Genomic DNA, 17,814 nt, shown 5'->3' on the forward strand with positions numbered 1-17,814 from the left:
CGGGGAGGGTGCGCCATGAGCCTCGCTTCCCGGCCTGCCAGCCTGCTGCTGATGTCGCCCGAGGATAACTGCCTGATCGCCAGGACGGCATTGGCCAGCGGCGACGTCGTCGCCATCGACGGCCTGCCCGTCACCCTGGCGCAAGACATCCAGATCGGCCACAAGGTGGCGCGCCGCGCGCTGGCCGTGGGCGACAAGGTGCTGCGCTACGGCGCCCTGATCGGCAGCATCACGGCTCCCGTCGCCATCGGCGAGCATATCCACACGCACAACCTGGCAAGCGACTACATCCCCACGTTTACCCTGGGCCAGGACGGCCACCATTTCCTGCACAAGGACGACCAAGCATGAACGCTCCCGTAACGACACCCGCCCTGTCGGGCTACCTGCGCGCCGATGGCCGCAAGGGCATCCGCAATATCGTGGTGGTGGCCTATATGGTCGAATGCGCGCACCATGTGGCGCGCCTGATGGTCAACGCCTTTCCCGGCCAGCCCGTGCACCTGATCGGCTTTACGGGCTGCTTCCCCAACGAATACGCGGACCAGGTGATGCGCCGCCTGCTGACGCACCCGAACGTGGGCGCCGTGCTGCTGGTGTCTCTCGGCTGCGAAGGCTTCAACAAATATGGCCTGTCCAGCGCCGTGGCCGACAGCGACCGCCCCGTGCACACGATCACCATCCAGGAAAACAGCGGCACGCGCCCCAGCGTGAGCAGCGGCGTCGAATGGATAGGCTGGGCTTTGGAACACCTGGCGCGGCAGGAGCGCGTGCCGATGGGGATCGAGGAACTGGTCGTCGCCACCATCTGCGGCGGCTCCGACAGCACCAGCGGCATCAGCGCCAACCCGGCCGTCGGCGTAGCCTTCGACACGCTGATCGCGGCCGGCAGCCCCTGCATCTTCGAGGAGACGGGCGAACTGGTGGGCTGCGAATACCACATGCAGCGGCGCGCCGTCAGCCCGGAGCTGGGCAACGCCATCGTCGACACCGTGGCCAAGGCCGCGCGCTACTACACCATCATGGGCCATGGCAGCTTCTCGCCGGGGAACGCCGATGGCGGCCTCACCACGCAGGAAGAAAAATCGCTGGGCGCCTACGCCAAGAGCGGCTCCTCGCCCATCGTCGGCATTCTGAAACCGGGCGACCAGCCGGCCGGCGGCGGCCTCTACCTGCTCGACGTGGTGCCGGACGGCGAGCCGCGCTTCGGTTTCCCGAACGTGTCGGACAACGCGGAAATCGTCGAACTCATTTCCTGCGGCGCCCACATCACCTTGTTCACTACCGGACGCGGCTCCGTGGTGGGATCGGCGATTTCGCCCGTCATCAAGGTGTGCGCCAATCCGCAAACCTTCGAGCGCCTGGCCGACGACATGGATATCAACGCCGGCAAGATCCTCACGGGCGCAGCCACCTTGGAAGAAGTGGGCGCCGAGATCGTCGCCGCCGTGCTGAACGTGGCCAACGGAGAACTGAGCCGCTCGGAAGACCTGGGCCACCAGGAGTTCGTGCTGACCTATAAACAATTCGACGCGGTGGGGCCAGGCTGCTTCCCCTTGCGCGCTGCTTGAGGACCGGGTTCATGGATGTCACACAATTGCGTACCTTGCCGCGTGGCGGCCTGTCGCTGCCTTGCATCGGCATGGGCTGCGCGCCGCTGGGCGGCCTGTATCAGCCGGTCAGCGATGCACAGGCGCGCGCCACCCTCGATGGCGCCTGGGACGCGGGCGTGCGCTTCTTCGACACGGCGCCGTTCTATGGCTATACCCAGTCCGAACACCGTCTCGGCGCGGCGCTGCGCGAGCGGCCCCGCAACGAGTTCGTGATCAGCACCAAGGTGGGACGGCTGATGCGGCCCGACCCCTGCGTGCGCCCCGGCGACGACGGCTTTGCCGCGCCGCTGCCGTTCCGCCCCCATTACGACTACACGTATGACGGCGTGCTGCGTTCGCACGACGACAGCCTGCAGCGGCTGGGGCTCGAGCGCATCGATATCCTGTTCGTGCACGATATCGGCACGGCCACGCATGGCGAACACGAGCAGCAATACTGGCGCCAGCTGACTGACGGCGGCGGCTTTCGCGCGCTGGACCAGCTGCGCGCCGGCGGCCAGGTGAAGGCCGTGGGCCTCGGCGTCAACGAATGCGAGATCGTGCTGCGGGCGATGGCGGAATTCGACCTCGACTGCACCCTGCTGGCCGGCCGCTACACCTTGCTGGAACAGGCTTCGCTGTCGCCATTGCTGGACCTGTGCGTGGAGCGCGGCAACGCCATCGTGATCGGCGGCCCGTTCAACTCGGGCGTGCTGGCAGGGAACGGCAAATTCAATTATGCCGATGCGCCGGAGGCCATACTCAAGCGCGTGGCGCAGCTCGACGCCATCTGCCGCGCATTCAACGTGCCGCTGCAGGCCGCCGCCCTGCAGTTTCCGCTCGCGCATCCGGCCGTCGCATCCTGCATCCCGGGCGGCCAGGACCTGGCGCAGCTGCGGCAAAACCTCGACTGGTTCGCCGCGCCCTTGCCGGACGCCTTGTGGACGGCCTTGCAGGAAGCAGGCCTGATCGATGCGCGCGCACCCGTGCCCAAGGGAGCAGCATGATGCGCATCGACGCCCACCAGCACTGCTGGCAACTGGCCGCGCGCGGCGGCAACTGGCCGCCGCCATCCCTGGCCGCCATCCACCGCGATTTCGCGCCCGCCGACCTGGCGCCCCTGCTGGCCGAACATGGCATCGCTGGAACGGTGCTGGTGCAGTCGCTGCCGTCGTCCGCCGATACCGATTACCTGCTGGCGCTGGCGGAAAAGACCAGCTTTATCCGTGCCGTCGTGGGTTGGACCGACTTGTTGGCCAAAGACGCACCGGCGGCGATTGCCCGTCTGGCGTCGCACGGCAAGCTCAAAGGCCTGCGCCCGATGCTGCAGGACCTCGACGACGATCAGTGGATCGCTAACCCGGCGCTGAGGCCAGCGTTGACGGCCATGGCGGCACACGGCTTGCGCTTTGACGCGCTGGTGCTGCCGCGCCACTTGCCCGCGCTGCTGCAATGCGCGCGCGATTTTCCAGCGCTTCCCATCGTGATCGACCATGCGGCCAAGCCGCCGATCGCCGATGCCGCCTTCGGCCACTGGCGCGAACACATGGCGCAACTGGCGGCGCTGCCGAACGTGCACTGCAAGCTGTCCGGGCTGGTGACGGAAGCGCGGCCCGGCTGGCGCGTCGACGATTTGCAGCCGTATGTGGCGCATGTGCTGGACGTGTTCGGCCCCCGGCGCGTGATCTGGGGCAGCGACTGGCCGGTAGTCGACCTGGCCGGCGGCTATGCGGCCTGGCTGCTGGCGAGCGAAGCGCTGCTGTCGCACTTGGGGCAGCAGGACAGGGACGATATTTTCGGCCTCAATGCGTGCCGGTTTTATGGGCTTAAATGAGGTGGCTGGCTTGTCGGCTTACGCCGTGCCGGCTAAGCCGACCTACGAAACACCTCGATGCCAACTGTAGGTTGGCTTAGCCGGTACGGCGTAAGCCAACAAAAAGGAGCTGAAATGCAAAGAATGGGCATGGTCATCGGCATCGCGCCGGACCGCATCGCGGAATACAAGACCCTGCACGCCGCCGTCTGGCCGCAGGTGCTGGCCAAGCTGTCGGCGGCGCATGTCGGCAATTATTCGATCTTTTTGCGCGAACCGGAAAACCTGTTGTTCGGTTACTGGGAATACCACGGCGAGGATTTTGAAGCCGACATGGCGGCCATCGCCGCCGACCCGGAAACGCAGCGCTGGTGGACCTTTTGCGCCCCCTGCCAGCAGCCGCTGGCCTCGCGCGCCGAGGGCGAGCACTGGGCGATGATGGAGCAGGTTTTTTACCTTGCTTAGCAAGAATCCGGGGTCAGACCCGCCGGGTCTGACCCCAGCACTTAAGGTGTTGGGTTAAAAAAATAAAAGGAGACAACATGACCGCCAGACTAGAAGGAAAAATCGCCTTGCTCACCGCCGCCGGCCAGGGGATCGGCCGGGCCACCGCCGAAGCGTTCGTGCGCGAAGGCGCGACCGTGATCGCCACCGATATCAACCAGGCCCAGCTCGACGCGCTGAAGGAAGCGACGGGCTGCGCCATCCGCCTGCTCGACGTGACCGATGGCGCGGCGATCACCGCGCTGGCCGGCGAGATCGGTCCCGTCGATATCCTCTTCAACTGCGCCGGCTTCGTTGATGGCGGCAGCATCCTCGATTGCGACGATGCTGCCTGGGACCGTTCCTTCGACATCAACGCCCGTTCCATGTACCGGCTGATGCGCGCCGTGCTGCCCGGGATGCTGGCAAGGGGCGCCGGCTCCATCGTCAATATGTCGTCGGTGGCGTCGAGCGTGAAGGGCGCGCCAAACCGCTTTATCTACGGCACTTCGAAGGCGGCCGTGGTGGGCATGACCAAGTCGGTGGCCGCCGATTTCGTCACGCGCGGCATCCGCTGCAATGCGATCTGCCCCGGCACCATCGAGTCGCCGTCGCTGAAGGAACGCATTGCTGCGCAGGCGGCAGCGACGGGCGCGAGCGTTGATGAAGTGCAAGCCGCTTTCGTGGCCCGCCAGCCGATGGGACGAGTGGGCAGGGCAGAGGAAATCGCCGCCCTGGCCGTGTATCTGGCTTCCGACGAATCCGCCTTTACCACCGGCATGACTCACGTCATTGATGGCGGCTGGTCCAACTGATTACTACAACGAGAGAACCACATGAAACTGATGCGTTATGGCGCCAAGGGCGCTGAAAAACCTGCCTTGATCGATGCTGACGGCGCCGTGCGCGACCTGTCAGGCGTGCTGCCGGACATTACGGCCGCGACCCTGGGCAAGGATGGCCTGGCGACCCTGGCCGCCATCGACATCGCCAGCCTGCCGGTGGTGGCCAACCCCGGCCGCATCGCGCCGCCGTGGCAGGGCGTGGGCAAGTTTTTATGCGTGGGCCTGAACTATGCCGACCATGCGGCCGAATCGGGCATGGCCGTGCCGGCTGAGCCGGTGCTGTTCATGAAGGCCACCAGCGCCACCATCGGCGCCAACGACGCCGTCGTGCTGCCGCAGGACTCGCAGAAAAGCGACTGGGAAGTGGAGCTGGGCGTGGTGATCGGCACCACCGCGCGCTATGTGAGCGAAGCGGAGGCGCTGTCGCACGTGGCCGGCTACTGCGTGGTGAACGATTTGTCCGAACGCGAATACCAGCTGGAGCGCGGCGGCCAGTGGGACAAGGGCAAGGGCTGCGATACCTTCGGCCCGATCGGCCCCTGGCTGGTGACCGCCGATGAAGTAGCGGACCCGCAAAACCTTGGCCTGTGGCTGGAAGTGAACGGCAAGCGCGTCCAGGACGGCAATACCCAAACGATGGTCTTCGGCGTGGCGAATCTGGTCAGCTATATCAGCCGCTTCATGACCTTGTACCCGGGCGACATCATCAGCACCGGCACGCCGCCGGGCGTGGGCATGGGGCAGAAACCGTCGGCCGTGTATTTGAAACCGGGCGACACCATGCGCCTGGGGATCGACGGTCTCGGTGAGCAGAACCAGACCGTGCATGCCTGGAATCCGCAACTGATCGACAGTTAAACGAGTAGCAGACCGGCGTGCCGTCAAGGTGCTCAGACATCGGCGCGCCGGCCTATGGCAGTGGAGTGGAGGAGACACACCATGAATCAATCCGAAGAGATACTGGCCTTGAACAAGGTCAGCAAGCGCTTTCCCGGCGTGCTGGCCCTGGACAACGTCAGTTTCAGCCTGCGCAAGGGTGAGGCGCATGCGCTGTGCGGCGAAAACGGCGCCGGCAAGTCCACCCTGATGAAGGTGATGAGCGGCGTGTACCAGGCCGACGAGGGGGAACTGGTCTACAAGGGCAAGGTGTGCAGTTTTGCCAGCAGCGTGGATGCGGAGGCGGCCGGCATCGCCATCATCCACCAGGAACTGAACCTGATCCCGCACCTGAGCGTGGCGGAGAATATTTTCCTCGCGCGCGAACCGATACGCGGCATTTTCATCGACCGCAAGAAGATGCGTGCCGATGCGCAGGCGCTGCTGGACCGTTTAAAACTGCGCATCGACCCGCGCCAGCTGGTGAAAAACCTGTCCTGCGCCCAGCAGCAGATGGTGGAAATCGCCAAGGCGCTGTCGCTCAATACGGAAGTGCTGATCATGGACGAGCCCACGTCCTCGCTGACGGAAAGCGAGACGGGCCAGCTGTTCGATATCATCAATGAACTCAAGCGCAACGGCGTGAGCGTCGTGTACATCTCGCACCGCCTGGAAGAGATGCAGCACATCATCGACAGGGTGACGGTGCTGCGCGACGGGAAATTCGTCTGCACCGACGATTTTGCCGCCACCACCCTGGACGCCATCGTGGCCAGGATGGTGGGCCGCACCCTCGATGAAAAATTTCCCGACCGCGTCTCGACGCCGACGGCTGAAGTGCTGCTGCGCGTGAGCGATTTGCACCGCAAGGATGTCTTCGGCCCGCTGAGCTTTGATTTGCGGCGCGGCGAGATCCTCGGCTTTTCCGGCCTGATGGGCGCGGGCCGCACGGAAGTGGCGCGCGCCATCTTCGGCGCCGACCCGCTCACCGGCGGCGCCATCCACCTGGGCGACGTGGCGGTGACGATCGCCAGTCCCATCGACGCCATCGGGCACGGCATCGCCTACCTGTCGGAAGACCGCAAGAGCCAAGGCCTGGCGATCCGCATGTCGGTGGCGGCCAACCTGACCCTGACGAATGTGTCGGCGCTGGCCAACCGATTCGGCTTCATCGATTTTGCCAGGGAAGAGGCGGTGGCGCAGCAGTACATCGCGGCGCTGGGCATCAAGACGCCGACCTCGAAACAGATCGCGCGCAACCTCTCGGGCGGCAACCAGCAAAAGATCGTCATCAGCAAATGGCTGTACCGCGAATCGAAAATCATCTTCTTCGACGAACCCACGCGCGGCATCGACGTGGGCGCCAAGTTCGCCATCTACCAGCTGCTCGACAAGCTCGCGTCGGAAGGCATCGGCGTGGTGCTGATCACGTCCGAACTGCCCGAGATCATGGGCATGACGGACCGCGTGGCCGTGTTCCATGAAGGGCGCATCAGCGGCATCGTCAACACGCGCGAGTCGTCGCAGGAAGAGATCATGCAGCTGGCGTCGGGGCGCGTCGTCGCTTCAATCCCTGGCCAGGCGGCAGTCCACTAAAAACAGAAAGCTTTAAAAAAATGAACAAAGAACTGATCCAAAAATTCGCCGCGCTGGGCAGCCTGTCGCTGTTGCTGCTGGTGTTTTCCCTGACCAGCAACGCCTTTTTCTCCGTCAGCAACGGCATGAGCGTGGCCTTGCAAGTCACGTCGATCGCCTACCTGGGCATAGCCGCCACCTGCGTCATCATCACGGGCGGCATCGACCTCAGTTCCGGCTCCGTGCTGGCGCTGGCCGGCGTGGCCGCCGCGCTGCTGGTGAAAAGCGGCGTGCCCGTGCCGGTCGCCATGCTGGGCGGCGTCGTGGTGGGCGCCATGTGCGGCGCCGTCAACGGCTTTTGCATCACGCAGCTAAAACTGCCGCCCTTCATCGCCACGCTCGGCATGATGTTGATCGCACGGGGCCTGGCGCTGCAGGTGACGGGCGCGCGCGCCATTTCCGGTCTGGGCGAGTCGTTCGGCGAACTGGGCAATGGCGTGCTGTGGCGCATCGAGCGCGACACGGGCGGCACCTTTCCCGAAGTCGTCTTTCCCGGCATTCCGTATCCCGTGGTGCTGATGGTGGTGATCGCCGTGGCCGTGTCCATCATGCTCAGCCGCACCACCTTCGGCCGGCATATCTATGCCGTCGGCTCGAATGCGGAAGCGGCGCGCCTGTCGGGCGTGAAGGTGGGCCGCGTGACCCTGCTGGTGTACACCCTGTCCGGCGCTCTGTCGGGCCTGACGGGCTGCGTGCTGATGTCGCGCCTGGTGACGGCGCAGCCGAACGAAGGCGTGATGTACGAACTCGATGCGATCGCCAGCGCCGTGATCGGCGGCGCCTCGCTGATCGGCGGCATCGGCACCATTTCCGGCACCGTCATCGGCTCCTTCGTCATCGGCATCCTGCGCAACGGCTTGAACATGAACGGGGTATCGAGCTTTATTCAGCAAATCATTATCGGACTGGTCATCCTGCTGACCGTCTGGATCGATCAGAAGCGCAACCGCGCCTGAAGCAGCAAGCAGTACGCCATGAAGTCAATCCACCAAATCTATAATTAAATGAGGACGACAATGAACACCTTCAAAGCCTTCAACACCGTCTTGCTCGGTCTGTTGACCGCAGCCTCTGCCCTGAGCGCCAGCGCTGCCTTCGCCGCCCCGGGCGAGATCGCCGTGATCGTCAAGACGACCAATTCCAACTACTGGCAAAACGTCAGGAAGGGCGCCACGGCCAGCGCCGCCGATGCCAAAGGCTACAGCCTGACCTTCCAGGGGCCTGCCTCGGAATCGGCCATCGCCGACCAGGTCAGCATGGTGGAAAACGCCGTCACGCGCAAGGTGGCCGGCATCGTGCTGGCCGCGTCGGACCCGGACGCGCTGGTGCCGGCCCTGAAGAAGGCGTGGGAAGCGAAGATTCCCGTGGTGCTGATCGATTCGCTGGTGGCCGACAGCGGCAAGCGCTATTACCAGTCCTTCCTGTCGACCGACAATGAAGCGGCCGGCGAGCAAAGCGCCAAGGCCCTCATTTCGCAGGTCGGCAAGACGGGCAAGATCGCCGTGATGTCGTACGTGGCGGGCGCCGGTTCCGAGACGGGCAGGGTGGGCGGCTTCAAGCGCTATATCGAAAAGAACTCGCAGCTGCAGATCGTCGGCACGTATTACTCGCAGTCGCAGATGGCCACGGCGCTGAACCAGACGACCGACGTGCTGGCCTCGAATCCGGACTTGAAGGGCATCTTCGGCGCCAACGAGCCGACGGCCGTGGGCATGGGCCGCGCCATCGCCCAGGCGGGCAAGGCCGGCAAGGTGATCGCCGTGGGCTTCGACGGCAATGAAGACCTGAAAAACTTCGTCAAGGACGGCACCCTGTATGCGACCGCCGTGCAGGGTTCGTACTCGATGGGTGCGCTGGGCGTGAAAACCCTGGTCAGCCTGATCGAAGGCAAGAAGGTTGCGCCGTTCGTCAACACGGGCGTGGTGATCGTCACCAAGGCCAATGTCGATCTGCCGGAAGCGAAGAACGTTTTATATTGAGCCTCAGCCGATCTTCAGGCGCTGCTTCAATTCCTTGAGCAATCGTGGCATGGCGGGACCACGTCGGCTTGCTATTTGGTTCGTCGGCTTACGCCGTTCCGGCTAAGCTGACCTACCCGACCTACCCGGCCTGCGCATGCATCGTGGCGTAGAGTAGGTCGGCTTGGCGCGCAAGCGCGTAAGCCGACATCGCGCCATGCGCCGCCAGGATCACGTGGGCTTGCTATTTGTTTTGTCGGCTTACGCCGTTCCGGCTAAGCCGACCTACCCGGCCCGCCCGGCCTGCGCATGCATCGTGGCGTAGAGTAGGTCGGCTTAGCGCGCAAGCGCGTAAGCCGACATCGCGTCATGCGCAGCCAGGGCCATGTCTATTTGTTTTGTCGGCTTACGCCGTTCCGGCTAAGCCGACCTACCCGGCCCGCCCGGCCTGCGCATGCATCGTGGCGTAGAGTAGGTCGGCTTAGCGCGCAAGCGCGTAAGCCGACATCGCGTCATGCGCAGCCAGCACCATGTGGCTTGCTATTCGGCCTTGCGGCGCTCCTGCGCCCGCTGCCATTCGAGGCCCGGGCGGTCGACGCGGAATTGCAGCAAGCGGCCCTGCACCACTTCCGTGACGTAGGCCGTGCGGCCATCGGGGCCGCCGAAGGTGATGTTGCTGGGCTTGGCGCCGGGCACGCTGATCTCGCGCAGGATGCGCCCTTGCGGCGACAATTTCACCACCGTGCCCTTGCCGTAGCGCGTCACGTAAAGGTTGCCGTCGACGTCCACGCGCATGCCGTCCATGCCGAAATCGTCGAACTTGATCAGCAATCGCTTGCCGCTCAGGCTGCCGTCCGCGGCGATGTCGTACATCCAGATATTGCGCTGCACGCTTTCATTTACATACAAGATCTTGCCGTCGGGGCTGACCTCGATGCCGTTGGCCGTGCCCATCGTGTCGAGCGCCAGGGTCACCGTGCCGTCGGCCGCGATGCGCCACACGCGGCCCGTGTTTTCCTTCCAGTTCGGGTCGCTCGCATACAGCACGTCGTCGGCCGTGATGGCGATGTCGTTCGGCTGCGTCATGCGCGGCTCGCGCGCGTGGATGGTGAGCGCGCGCGTGGCCAGGTCGACTAGGTAGATCGTGTGTTCCATGTAGTCGGCCAAGTACATCTGGCCCCGGCTGCCGAAGCGGATGCCGTTGGCGATGCTGGTGCCGGGCAGGGTCAGGTACACCTCGCCAGTGCCGCCGGGGCTGACCTTGCCGATGGTTTGCTGGCGCGCAAAGTTGACGGCATAGATATTGCCATCCGCATCCACGGCCGGGCCTTCGATGCCCTTGGTAAAGGAATGCGCGGGCGTGAGCGTGGTGGCGAGGAACAGCGCCTCGTGCGCGGGCGGGCTGGCGCAGGCGGACAGGTTGGCCAGCGCGGCGGCCAGCACGGCGGCGCGCAGCGGCGGCAGGGCGGTTCGGAAATCGGGCATCGTTGTTCTCTTGTTGCAAAGGTGGCGTATGTTACCCGACGCGCGCCAGCCGGAGCGCCATGCTACGCCGCACCTCAGGCGGCCACGACGACGAGGTCGGGGAAGTCGTCCTGCCAGCCTTCCCACTCGTCTTGCAGATGGGCGTGCATGCCGGCGCGCTCCTGCGCTTGCTCAAATGTATCCGCGCTGGCCAGCAGGAAGCGGGCGATGGCGCGCAGGGTGGCCGGATCGGCCTGGATGGTCACGTCGGAACAGGGCAGCGGACGTTCGGCGGCCTCGTCTTGCAGGTAGCAGTGCAGCGATAAATGTGGGGTCATGGATGTCAATGGTCGATGAGGGCGCCCGGTATGGCGTGCGCGAGCAGCCCGGCGCGCGCGGCCGCTTGTTCCCTGAGCGAGTGGCCAACGCGCATGATGCCATGCGCGGGACCCGGCGGCTAGCGCACACGCGAAGTCGCGCAAGGTGAACGAGCAGCAATTGACGCCGGACGGTCGGAATAGAAAAAGATGCACGACAGGACGGCGCAATGGCCGGCTTGAGGCGTATGATGGAAATACGGATGTGGTTGCCGCAAGGCAGTGCGACGGGCATGGACCGCACATCTTGCAGGTTTTTTTCGTGTTTTTGGCAGCAATGACAACGAGGAGACATCATGGACAAACCCGAATTCATCCTGGCCGCGAAAGCCATGGAAACGCTGGAGATGTATCAGACCTTCTATGGCCATTCGCAGGAATACCAGGTGCACCAGCAGGAAGTGCTGAAACTGCTGCGCCACAAGGGCGCGTCGCTGCTAGTGTCGGAACATGGCCCGGCGAAGTTCCTGCTGGCTTTTGCCGATGCGCTGGAAGCGGCCAGCTTGCCGGGCGAGTATGTGCCGCTCAGCCGCAGGTGAGGCGAGCCTGTCCCGGTGGGATGCCGCTTTCTGCCGGGATAGTCCCTAGCCGCCGTTCCCTCTGTCATTCAGCGCCACCCTGGGCAGGCGCACGGTAAATACCGTGCCGGACTCCAGGCTCGACTCGGCGCCGATGGTGCCGCCGTGTGCGCTGGCGATTTCACGCGCGATAAATAGACCCAGGCCGATACTGGTGGCGTTGGGTGCCTTGTGATCGTCGGAAATGGCCAGCTGCACCAGGGGATCGAAAATGCTCTTCAGCGAGGCTTCCGGGATCTGGCGGCCGAAATTTTTCACCTGCACCACGGCCGTATCAGCATCGCCGCAGGCCGTGATGGTCACCGGCTGGTCGTCGCTGCGATATTGCGCGGCATTGTTGAGCAAATTCGAAAACAGCTGGGCCAGGCGGGCCGCATCGAAGTCGCCGATCATCTCGCCCGTGGTGCTCAGCTCGAATTTGCACTGCGGGTGGGCGGCCGAGGCATCTTCGACGGCCGTCTTGCAGATTTCCCCCAGATCGCCCAAGGTGGGTGAAATGGGCATGCGTCCCCCCAGCTGTGTCCTGGCGAATTCCAGCAGATCGTTCACCATGGTTGTCATGGTCGCTGCGCTGCGGGCGACCCGCGCACCGATCTGTACCGTGGAAGAAGAGCTCGCGCTGGGCCTGCTCAGCAGCGCACCGGCCATCGTCATCGTGCTCAGCGGACTGCGCAGATCGTGGCTGAGGATGGCGAGAAAGGTATTGCGGGTCCGGTCGCTCTGCTGCGAATAGCGTATGGCCGATTCCTGCAGCGCCTGGTCTATCGCTTCATTGAAGCGCAAGATGTCTTGCGTCGCCGTTTTCGTCGTCACCGATACCTGTGCCATCCACAGGCGCAGGACGCTGGCCCGCATCGCGCGAAATTCCGCCGTCAGCTGCGGCAGCGTGAAGCCGATCTGCTGGCGCAGCGAGCCATGCGTGGCGGCTGCCGTCTCCTTGCCCGTGATTTCCGACACGCCCGTGGTCGATTTCTTTTTTCGCTGCGCCGCGCTTTCGATGACATCCATGTCGCGCACAATGGTTTCCAGCATCTGTTTCGCATGATCGCGCAATTCGGCCTTCGAAATGGCGTTGCCCGGAATAGGAAGCGACCGGGCGAAAAGTTCCCACTCTTCCAGGATCGGCTCCAGATGGCCGGTAATAAAGCGCGATAATTTCACTGTGGACCGATGTGTTGATGGAAGAGGAGCCAGTGTACGCTGTTGCGGTGAGGGATGGGGGATCGGGTTCTGCTCCGGGTGCCGTATGCAGGCAGAGTCGCTCAGGCAGAAGCATCCGGCAGGCTGTGCGCCGGCAGAATGAGGCGGCCCCTGGTTTTAACGGTGCCGGGCGGCGTCCAGGCTAGCAGATCGCTCCATACATCCCTTTTCCCGTACGTAAATCGAGTCCGAAATAGCATGCGTATCCCGCCTCTTTTGTATGAACGCAGCGAATGTCCCCCCTGCGCCGCTCCCGGTAGTCTGCCGAGGAACTGCATGCCTGTTCCTGTTTCACATCGGGGCCGAGCCGGGCAAACAGTTCCCGCGCCAATTCCCCTTTGACCATGATTGCCACTTTCCGGTCGTTTCGCGTGGGCGGCAGCATTTCGGACAGCGTTCCGCCATAGATCTGATAGTCACCCCGCAAGGGGCGTGGTTCACCAGTCCATGCCGGCGGCTTGTCCGCGGCTTGGGAAGGTAAGAATACAGCGAGCGCCATGGCGCAGCATGCAAGCCGAGTATGCATCAGTGCTCTCCGATATAGCACTCACCGATGCCATGGCCGAGGGGAGACGTGGCCCAGCAAGTGTCATGGTGACTTTTTTATATCATGTTTGTTACCAAGTGTGAGTATGTCGCTGCCTATTTCGTGCACACTTTGCCGGATATCAAACCGGGAGTGTATCCATGACCAGGTCACGCAGCTTGCCGCCACGATTGCTGGGAGCGGGCTTCCGGGGATTTTCCTTGCTGCCGCTGGCGATCTCATTTGTCGTGCTCGTGTGCCTGTCGCTCCTGGCGACCCAGTTATGGATGACCTTGCGTGCACGCGAGGTGCAATTGAATGAAGCGGGCCGTGAAAGCGCCAACCTGGCGCAATCTGTTGCCCAGCATGCCTATGACACCATCAAGGAGGCCGATACGGTGCTGGTCGGTTTGGTGGAGCGGCTGGAGGCGGACGGTGTCTCCGACCTTGAACTGGCCCGTCTCCATAAATTGCTGGTCACCCGCGTAGCCGAGCTGCGGCAGCTGCACGGCATCTTCGTCTATGCCAGGGATGGCAGCTGGCTTGTGAACTCTCAGAAAACCTTGTTGAGTAATCTGAATAATTCCGATCGAGATTATTTCAACTACCATCGAACGCATGATGATCGGGGGCCTTATGTCGGCCCGCCCGTGCGCAGCAAATCGACGGGGGACTGGATAGTCACGGTATCGCGGCGGATCAATTTGCCTGACGGCAGCTTTGGCGGCGTGGCGCTGGCGACCATCGATATGCATTATTTCAGGCAGTTTTACGAACGTTTTTCAATAGGAGAAAAAGGCGCCATTTTCATCGCGAATGGAAAAGGCATTCTTTTATTGCGCAGGCCGTTCGATGAGAGTTTGCTGGGGCGCGATCTTTCGCAGTTTCCCTTATTTCATGATTATTTACCGAAAAGTCCCGTAGGCACGGCCGTGATCAAGTCGCGGGTCGATGGCGTGACGCGCATCAACAGCTATCGAAGAGTCGAAGAATATCCGCTGGTGGTCTCTGCCGCATTGTCACAGGATGAAGTCCTCGCTGCATGGCGCCTCGATACCGTGATACAAAACGCCGTGGGCGGGGTGCTGGTATTGCTGATCGCGTTTATCGGATACCGCGTGGTGCGGCTGATCGATTTGCGGGTGAAAAGCGAGGCGGGACTGCTTGAAGCGCGCAACGAGCTGGAATTGATCAATGAAACCCTGGCCCGCCTTGCCAATCAGGATGGGTTGACGGGGCTGGCGAACCGGCGCCACTTCGACCAGTCGCTGCTTGCCGAGTTCAGCCGTGCGCAGCGTGAAAATAGCTCACTTGGACTGGTGTTGATCGATGTCGACTTCTTCAAGCAATACAACGATATCTATGGCCATGTGGCCGGCGACGAGTGTCTGAGAAAACTTGGCAAGGTGGTGGCTTACAGCATGCGCCGGCCGGGCGACCTTGCGGCGCGCTATGGCGGCGAGGAAATGGTCATTTTATTGCCGGGGACGGATTTGCCGGGTGCCTTGACGGTGGCGGAAGACGTCCGCCAGGCTGTGCAATCGCTGGGAATCGAGCATCGTGGCTATCCTCTTGGCGTGGTGACGGCCAGCGTCGGTGTGGCGGCGTTGATGCCGACGTACCTGAAAAACCAGGCGGTCGAGCTGGTTGAACTCGCGGATAAGGCACTGTACAAGGCCAAGGCAGCGGGGAGAAACCGGGTCTGCCATGCGTCAGCTTGCGATCATGCCGATCAGGCTGCGACGGCTTTGGCGTTTCGATAGCCATTGTTGAAGGCTGATGGCGCTGCGTCGGGTTTGCCCTGCGCTGCGCGTGCGCCAGCCTTGTCCATGTACAATCGGCAACATCCGGATCGACGTATCCGCCTCTTCATTGCGGAGTACGCTTGCAGGGACTGGAAGCCGTGCAGGATTGGCTGGGCTAAGGCTCCGGTCACCCCACGCGATCTAGCAAATCGATCCAGCAATGCTTTTGCCACTGCGCAAGTTAAAGCCGAAGTGACACCTATAGCCGTCATCATCCCGGAGACAGGAAACATTTTCCTTGTCGCGCTGCCGATAGCCTTTCTCCAAACTGCAGCGCTCTTTCGAATCCGGAGCCATCGAGTCAAACATGTCCCTGGCAACGGCCCCCGTGACCACGAAAGAAATCTTGCGGTCATGCGGTGTGGGCGGCTGTTGCTCGCCCAAGGTATTCGAATAAATCAGATAAGCCCCTTTGAACTGTTTGTATTCGCCCCAGTCGCTGCTGCCGCCTGCATAGGCCAGCGAGAATACGGTGATGGCGCCGAAGGCCACAGCCCACAGTTTTTTCATATCAGGCTCTCAGTTCCAGATGGAAATGATGGTCGTGATTTTTGAATGGTGTCACGAATGGAATGCCGGTATCGTTAAACAGCACCCTGCGCACACTGGCATGGGCCCGAAAAAGTGCGATGAGCTTTGCCGTCGCGGCTTGATCGTAGTCTTTGTCGTACCAATAAACAGGGAGTTGAAGGCCGCCCCTGCGCAGTGGACGAATGTCTACCTCCAGGCTGGATTTGTGCGTTGAATGTTCCCCGTAGGCGGTGCCGTTAGCCAGACTGATGTTGCCAATCCCGAATTGCCGGTCATCGATTGCTTGCCATTCGCGTTCCACATACAGGAGCGCCATCATCATGTTTGGATGCGCGTACTGGCCTGCGCCCCTGCCCGGGGTGCCATAGACGTAATACCCTGCGTCTTCCGGAGCCTGGGGCAGGATGAAAAACCCGCGCTTGTCCCTGGGCTGAACTTCAAGCATGGTCGACTCCGCTAGGTGCGACGATGGGGGGAGTTTGCATTGTTTCGCATTCCTTTCCGCCTGGAATTGCGGGATCGCAAACAATGGCAAGCTGGCGCCGGGTTTGTCCCTTGCTCTCGGCGGCGCGTGCGCCAGCCTGGCCCATGTACAATCGGCAACATCCGGATCGACGTATCCGCCCCTTGATTGCGGAGTCTGCCCGAAGGTGACAAAAACATTGCAAACCTGGCTGCTGGCCTGGCGGGAAGCCTTCACGTGCGTGGGGCTGGGGCTGCGCGATGCCCGTCATGCGGGACTGTGGTGGCGTTCCGCGCTGTGGTGCATGGCGGTCGTGGCGCTGTGGCTGGGACTGTATAGCAGCTTCGGCCGTTTTTTTGTCGAGCTCAGCGCCATGCTGGCGCTGGTGTCCGTTACCGGCTTGCTGGGCCTGGGCGTGATGGATGGCGTCGGGACACTGGCCAACGGGCCTGCCACCGTCACGCAGATGGGCAATATCGCCGGCGGCCTGGGCAGTGCCGCCAAGGCCATGCTGTCGATCGGCCAGATCGCCCTGGCGCTGCTGGCGCTGGCTGCATTTTTCTATGTGATGGTCTTTGTCGTCGGCGCCATCGGCACGGTGCGCTTGCCGCTGCGCTGGTTGTTGCTGGAGCGCGCCAAGGCCGTTGTGGCGCGCCGCTATGCCATGTGGCAAGCGCCGGCCGGCCTGGATGCATGCGCCGCGCGCCCCGCCTGGCGGCGGCGCCTGTTGCTGCTGCTCTCCCTGCTGATCCCTGTGTGGGCCATGTGCGTGCTGATTGCTTGCCTGCTGGCCTGGAACGTGCAGGCGATCTATGGCGCGGCGGCAAAGGATGTGCTCGACGAGCAACAGCAAGCGGTGTTGCGCCGCGCCCAGCATCCGGCGATCTTTGCCCTGGGACTGCTGCTGTGTTTGCTGATGCTCGTGCCGGTCCTCAATTTATTGTTGCCAGCCTTGCTATGCAGCAGCGTTTGCCATTTGCAGCGCCGCGGCTGGCGCGCCACGGGAACGTCAATCACAGTGGAGTGAACAAGGAGTGAACATGAGTGAACACGCAAGACGCGGCAGCCTGGAGCGCGCCATTCAAATCGCCGCTGCCACCCATGCCGGCCAGACGGACAAGGGCGGCGCGCCCTACATACTGCACCCCTTGCGCGTAATGCTGCGCGTCGCCCCCGGCGCCCAGCAGATCGTTGCCGTGCTGCATGACGTGGTGGAAGACAGCGACGGTAAAGTCACCTTCGACGACCTGGCGCGCGAAGGTTTTTCCCAGGAAGTCATCGACGGCGTGCGCGCCGTGACCAAGGTCGAGGGCGAGTCGTACGAGGATTTCATCGCCCGCGCGGCCTTGAACCCGGTCGGCAAGGCCGTCAAGCTGGCTGATCTGGCTGAGAATAGCGATCTGTCGCGGATAGGGGAGCCGACGCAGAAGGATCTGGAGAGGATAGAGAAATATCGGAAGGCTGTTAAACGGCTAATGTCGTAGGAATGATTCTTGAGTGGTGAATCGTGTCCGAATGGCGGACTTGATCCTCGCAGTACCCAAACGCCACCCTAGTTTGTACTTGATACCGCTGCATGTTTGATGGCAGATAAAGGTCTAGATTCGTGTCCAAATGGCAGACTTGATCTCTTTTCCGCATGTTCTTAATCGTAATACAACATTGTAT

At 62.7% G+C, this 17,814-nt stretch carries 20 protein-coding genes; 14 read left to right on the plus strand and 6 right to left on the minus strand.

The window, feature by feature from the left end:
- Positions 1-15 precede the first annotated feature (15 nt).
- From IGS60_RS08620 to IGS60_RS08665, 10 genes are all read left to right on the plus strand, one after another.
- On the plus strand, positions 16-351 hold the full coding sequence (locus IGS60_RS08620) for a UxaA family hydrolase (RefSeq protein ID WP_070221792.1): 336 nt from the start codon (positions 16-18) through the stop codon (positions 349-351).
- Positions 348-1,571 (plus strand): UxaA family hydrolase, encoded by a 1,224-nt coding sequence (locus IGS60_RS08625; protein WP_230503746.1) that lies wholly within the window; start codon positions 348-350, stop codon positions 1,569-1,571. Before IGS60_RS08620 ends, IGS60_RS08625 begins: the two co-directional genes overlap by 4 nt.
- An 11-nt stretch (positions 1,572-1,582) precedes the next feature.
- Positions 1,583-2,599: an aldo/keto reductase gene (locus IGS60_RS08630; RefSeq protein ID WP_230503748.1), complete on the plus strand. Its 1,017-nt coding sequence runs from the start codon at positions 1,583-1,585 to the stop codon at positions 2,597-2,599.
- Positions 2,596-3,426, plus strand: a complete 831-nt coding sequence (locus IGS60_RS08635) for an amidohydrolase (RefSeq protein WP_230503750.1) — start codon at positions 2,596-2,598, stop codon at positions 3,424-3,426. Before IGS60_RS08630 ends, IGS60_RS08635 begins: the two co-directional genes overlap by 4 nt.
- Before the next feature lie 114 nt (positions 3,427-3,540).
- Positions 3,541-3,870 carry an L-rhamnose mutarotase gene (locus IGS60_RS08640; RefSeq protein ID WP_230503753.1) on the plus strand — a complete coding sequence of 110 codons (330 nt, stop codon included), beginning with the start codon at positions 3,541-3,543 and terminating at the stop codon, positions 3,868-3,870.
- A 77-nt stretch (positions 3,871-3,947) separates the two neighbouring features.
- Positions 3,948-4,703 carry an SDR family oxidoreductase gene (locus IGS60_RS08645; protein WP_230503755.1) on the plus strand — a complete coding sequence of 252 codons (756 nt, stop codon included), beginning with the start codon at positions 3,948-3,950 and terminating at the stop codon, positions 4,701-4,703.
- 21 nt (positions 4,704-4,724) lie between these two features.
- Positions 4,725-5,591 carry a fumarylacetoacetate hydrolase family protein gene (locus tag IGS60_RS08650; protein WP_230503757.1) on the plus strand — a complete coding sequence of 289 codons (867 nt, stop codon included), beginning with the start codon at positions 4,725-4,727 and terminating at the stop codon, positions 5,589-5,591.
- An 81-nt stretch (positions 5,592-5,672) separates the two neighbouring features.
- On the plus strand, positions 5,673-7,205 hold the full coding sequence (locus IGS60_RS08655; protein WP_230503758.1) for a sugar ABC transporter ATP-binding protein: 1,533 nt from the start codon (positions 5,673-5,675) through the stop codon (positions 7,203-7,205).
- 20 nt (positions 7,206-7,225) lie between these two features.
- On the plus strand, positions 7,226-8,200 hold the full coding sequence (locus IGS60_RS08660; protein WP_034759656.1) for an ABC transporter permease: 975 nt from the start codon (positions 7,226-7,228) through the stop codon (positions 8,198-8,200).
- A 60-nt stretch (positions 8,201-8,260) separates the two neighbouring features.
- Positions 8,261-9,223, plus strand: coding sequence for an ABC transporter substrate-binding protein (locus IGS60_RS08665; protein WP_070292077.1), 963 nt, complete (start codon positions 8,261-8,263; stop codon positions 9,221-9,223).
- A gap of 519 nt (positions 9,224-9,742) precedes the next feature.
- On the opposite strand, the gene IGS60_RS08670 is transcribed toward IGS60_RS08665, so the two are convergent.
- Together IGS60_RS08670 and IGS60_RS08675 are read right to left on the minus strand one after the other, a co-directional pair.
- Entirely contained in the window at positions 9,743-10,687 is a 945-nt protein-coding gene (locus tag IGS60_RS08670; protein WP_230503760.1) for an SMP-30/gluconolactonase/LRE family protein, read from the minus strand.
- Between the two features lie 74 nt (positions 10,688-10,761).
- Positions 10,762-11,004, minus strand: coding sequence for a hypothetical protein (locus tag IGS60_RS08675; RefSeq protein WP_230503762.1), 243 nt, complete (start codon positions 11,002-11,004; stop codon positions 10,762-10,764).
- A 335-nt stretch (positions 11,005-11,339) separates the two neighbouring features.
- Between IGS60_RS08675 and IGS60_RS08680 the strand changes: the two genes are divergently transcribed.
- Positions 11,340-11,582 carry a hypothetical protein gene (locus IGS60_RS08680; protein WP_230503764.1) on the plus strand — a complete coding sequence of 81 codons (243 nt, stop codon included), beginning with the start codon at positions 11,340-11,342 and terminating at the stop codon, positions 11,580-11,582.
- Between the two features lie 45 nt (positions 11,583-11,627).
- Here IGS60_RS08680 and IGS60_RS08685 read toward each other — a convergent pair whose 3' ends face one another.
- Together IGS60_RS08685 and IGS60_RS08690 are read right to left on the minus strand one after the other, a co-directional pair.
- Positions 11,628-12,653, minus strand: a complete 1,026-nt coding sequence (locus IGS60_RS08685; RefSeq protein WP_230503765.1) for a sensor histidine kinase KdpD — start codon at positions 12,651-12,653, stop codon at positions 11,628-11,630.
- A 310-nt stretch (positions 12,654-12,963) separates the two neighbouring features.
- The gene (locus IGS60_RS08690; RefSeq protein ID WP_230503767.1) at positions 12,964-13,320 is read right to left on the minus strand and encodes a hypothetical protein; all 357 of its coding nucleotides are present in this window, start codon (positions 13,318-13,320) and stop codon (positions 12,964-12,966) included.
- Between the two features lie 188 nt (positions 13,321-13,508).
- Between IGS60_RS08690 and IGS60_RS08695 the strand changes: the two genes are divergently transcribed.
- Positions 13,509-15,110 (plus strand): sensor domain-containing diguanylate cyclase, encoded by a 1,602-nt coding sequence (locus IGS60_RS08695; protein ID WP_230503769.1) that lies wholly within the window; start codon positions 13,509-13,511, stop codon positions 15,108-15,110.
- Positions 15,111-15,293: 183 nt separating this feature from the next.
- Here the strand turns inward: IGS60_RS08695 and IGS60_RS08700 are convergent, their stop codons facing one another.
- Positions 15,294-15,662, minus strand: coding sequence for a hypothetical protein (locus IGS60_RS08700; RefSeq protein WP_230503771.1), 369 nt, complete (start codon positions 15,660-15,662; stop codon positions 15,294-15,296).
- Position 15,663: 1 nt separating this feature from the next.
- Positions 15,664-16,128 carry a hypothetical protein gene (locus tag IGS60_RS08705; RefSeq protein ID WP_070292060.1) on the minus strand — a complete coding sequence of 155 codons (465 nt, stop codon included), beginning with the start codon at positions 16,126-16,128 and terminating at the stop codon, positions 15,664-15,666.
- Positions 16,129-16,333: 205 nt separating this feature from the next.
- On the opposite strand from IGS60_RS08705, the gene IGS60_RS08710 reads away from it, so the two are divergent.
- Entirely contained in the window at positions 16,334-17,173 is an 840-nt protein-coding gene (locus IGS60_RS08710) for a hypothetical protein (RefSeq protein WP_230503773.1), read from the plus strand.
- 13 nt (positions 17,174-17,186) lie between these two features.
- Positions 17,187-17,630: a GTP pyrophosphokinase gene (locus IGS60_RS08715; protein WP_230503775.1), complete on the plus strand. Its 444-nt coding sequence runs from the start codon at positions 17,187-17,189 to the stop codon at positions 17,628-17,630.
- The last annotated feature ends 184 nt before the right edge of the window (positions 17,631-17,814 follow it).

Source organism: Janthinobacterium sp. FW305-128, assembly GCF_020858135.1.
Lineage (GTDB): Bacteria > Pseudomonadota > Gammaproteobacteria > Burkholderiales > Burkholderiaceae_D > Janthinobacterium.

Excerpts from the sequence above, each read along its gene's own strand:
- IGS60_RS08620 (WP_070221792.1), top strand. The coding sequence starts at position 16 with ATGAGCCTCGCTTCCCGGCCTGCCAGCCTGCTGCTGATGTCGCCCGAG.
- IGS60_RS08625 (WP_230503746.1), top strand. The coding sequence starts at position 348 with ATGAACGCTCCCGTAACGACACCCGCCCTGTCGGGCTACCTGCGCGCC.
- IGS60_RS08630 (WP_230503748.1), top strand. The coding sequence starts at position 1,583 with ATGGATGTCACACAATTGCGTACCTTGCCGCGTGGCGGCCTGTCGCTG.
- IGS60_RS08635 (WP_230503750.1), top strand. The coding sequence starts at position 2,596 with ATGATGCGCATCGACGCCCACCAGCACTGCTGGCAACTGGCCGCGCGC.
- IGS60_RS08640 (WP_230503753.1), top strand. The coding sequence starts at position 3,541 with ATGCAAAGAATGGGCATGGTCATCGGCATCGCGCCGGACCGCATCGCG.
- IGS60_RS08645 (WP_230503755.1), top strand. The coding sequence starts at position 3,948 with ATGACCGCCAGACTAGAAGGAAAAATCGCCTTGCTCACCGCCGCCGGC.
- IGS60_RS08650 (WP_230503757.1), top strand. The coding sequence starts at position 4,725 with ATGAAACTGATGCGTTATGGCGCCAAGGGCGCTGAAAAACCTGCCTTG.
- IGS60_RS08655 (WP_230503758.1), top strand. The coding sequence starts at position 5,673 with ATGAATCAATCCGAAGAGATACTGGCCTTGAACAAGGTCAGCAAGCGC.
- IGS60_RS08660 (WP_034759656.1), top strand. The coding sequence starts at position 7,226 with ATGAACAAAGAACTGATCCAAAAATTCGCCGCGCTGGGCAGCCTGTCG.
- IGS60_RS08665 (WP_070292077.1), top strand. The coding sequence starts at position 8,261 with ATGAACACCTTCAAAGCCTTCAACACCGTCTTGCTCGGTCTGTTGACC.
- IGS60_RS08670 (WP_230503760.1), bottom strand. The coding sequence starts at position 10,687 with ATGCCCGATTTCCGAACCGCCCTGCCGCCGCTGCGCGCCGCCGTGCTG.
- IGS60_RS08675 (WP_230503762.1), bottom strand. The coding sequence starts at position 11,004 with ATGACCCCACATTTATCGCTGCACTGCTACCTGCAAGACGAGGCCGCC.
- IGS60_RS08680 (WP_230503764.1), top strand. The coding sequence starts at position 11,340 with ATGGACAAACCCGAATTCATCCTGGCCGCGAAAGCCATGGAAACGCTG.
- IGS60_RS08685 (WP_230503765.1), bottom strand. The coding sequence starts at position 12,653 with ATGCTGGAAACCATTGTGCGCGACATGGATGTCATCGAAAGCGCGGCG.
- IGS60_RS08690 (WP_230503767.1), bottom strand. The coding sequence starts at position 13,320 with ATGGCGCTCGCTGTATTCTTACCTTCCCAAGCCGCGGACAAGCCGCCG.
- IGS60_RS08695 (WP_230503769.1), top strand. The coding sequence starts at position 13,509 with ATGACCAGGTCACGCAGCTTGCCGCCACGATTGCTGGGAGCGGGCTTC.
- IGS60_RS08700 (WP_230503771.1), bottom strand. The coding sequence starts at position 15,662 with ATGAAAAAACTGTGGGCTGTGGCCTTCGGCGCCATCACCGTATTCTCG.
- IGS60_RS08705 (WP_070292060.1), bottom strand. The coding sequence starts at position 16,128 with ATGCTTGAAGTTCAGCCCAGGGACAAGCGCGGGTTTTTCATCCTGCCC.
- IGS60_RS08715 (WP_230503775.1), top strand. The coding sequence starts at position 17,187 with ATGAGTGAACACGCAAGACGCGGCAGCCTGGAGCGCGCCATTCAAATC.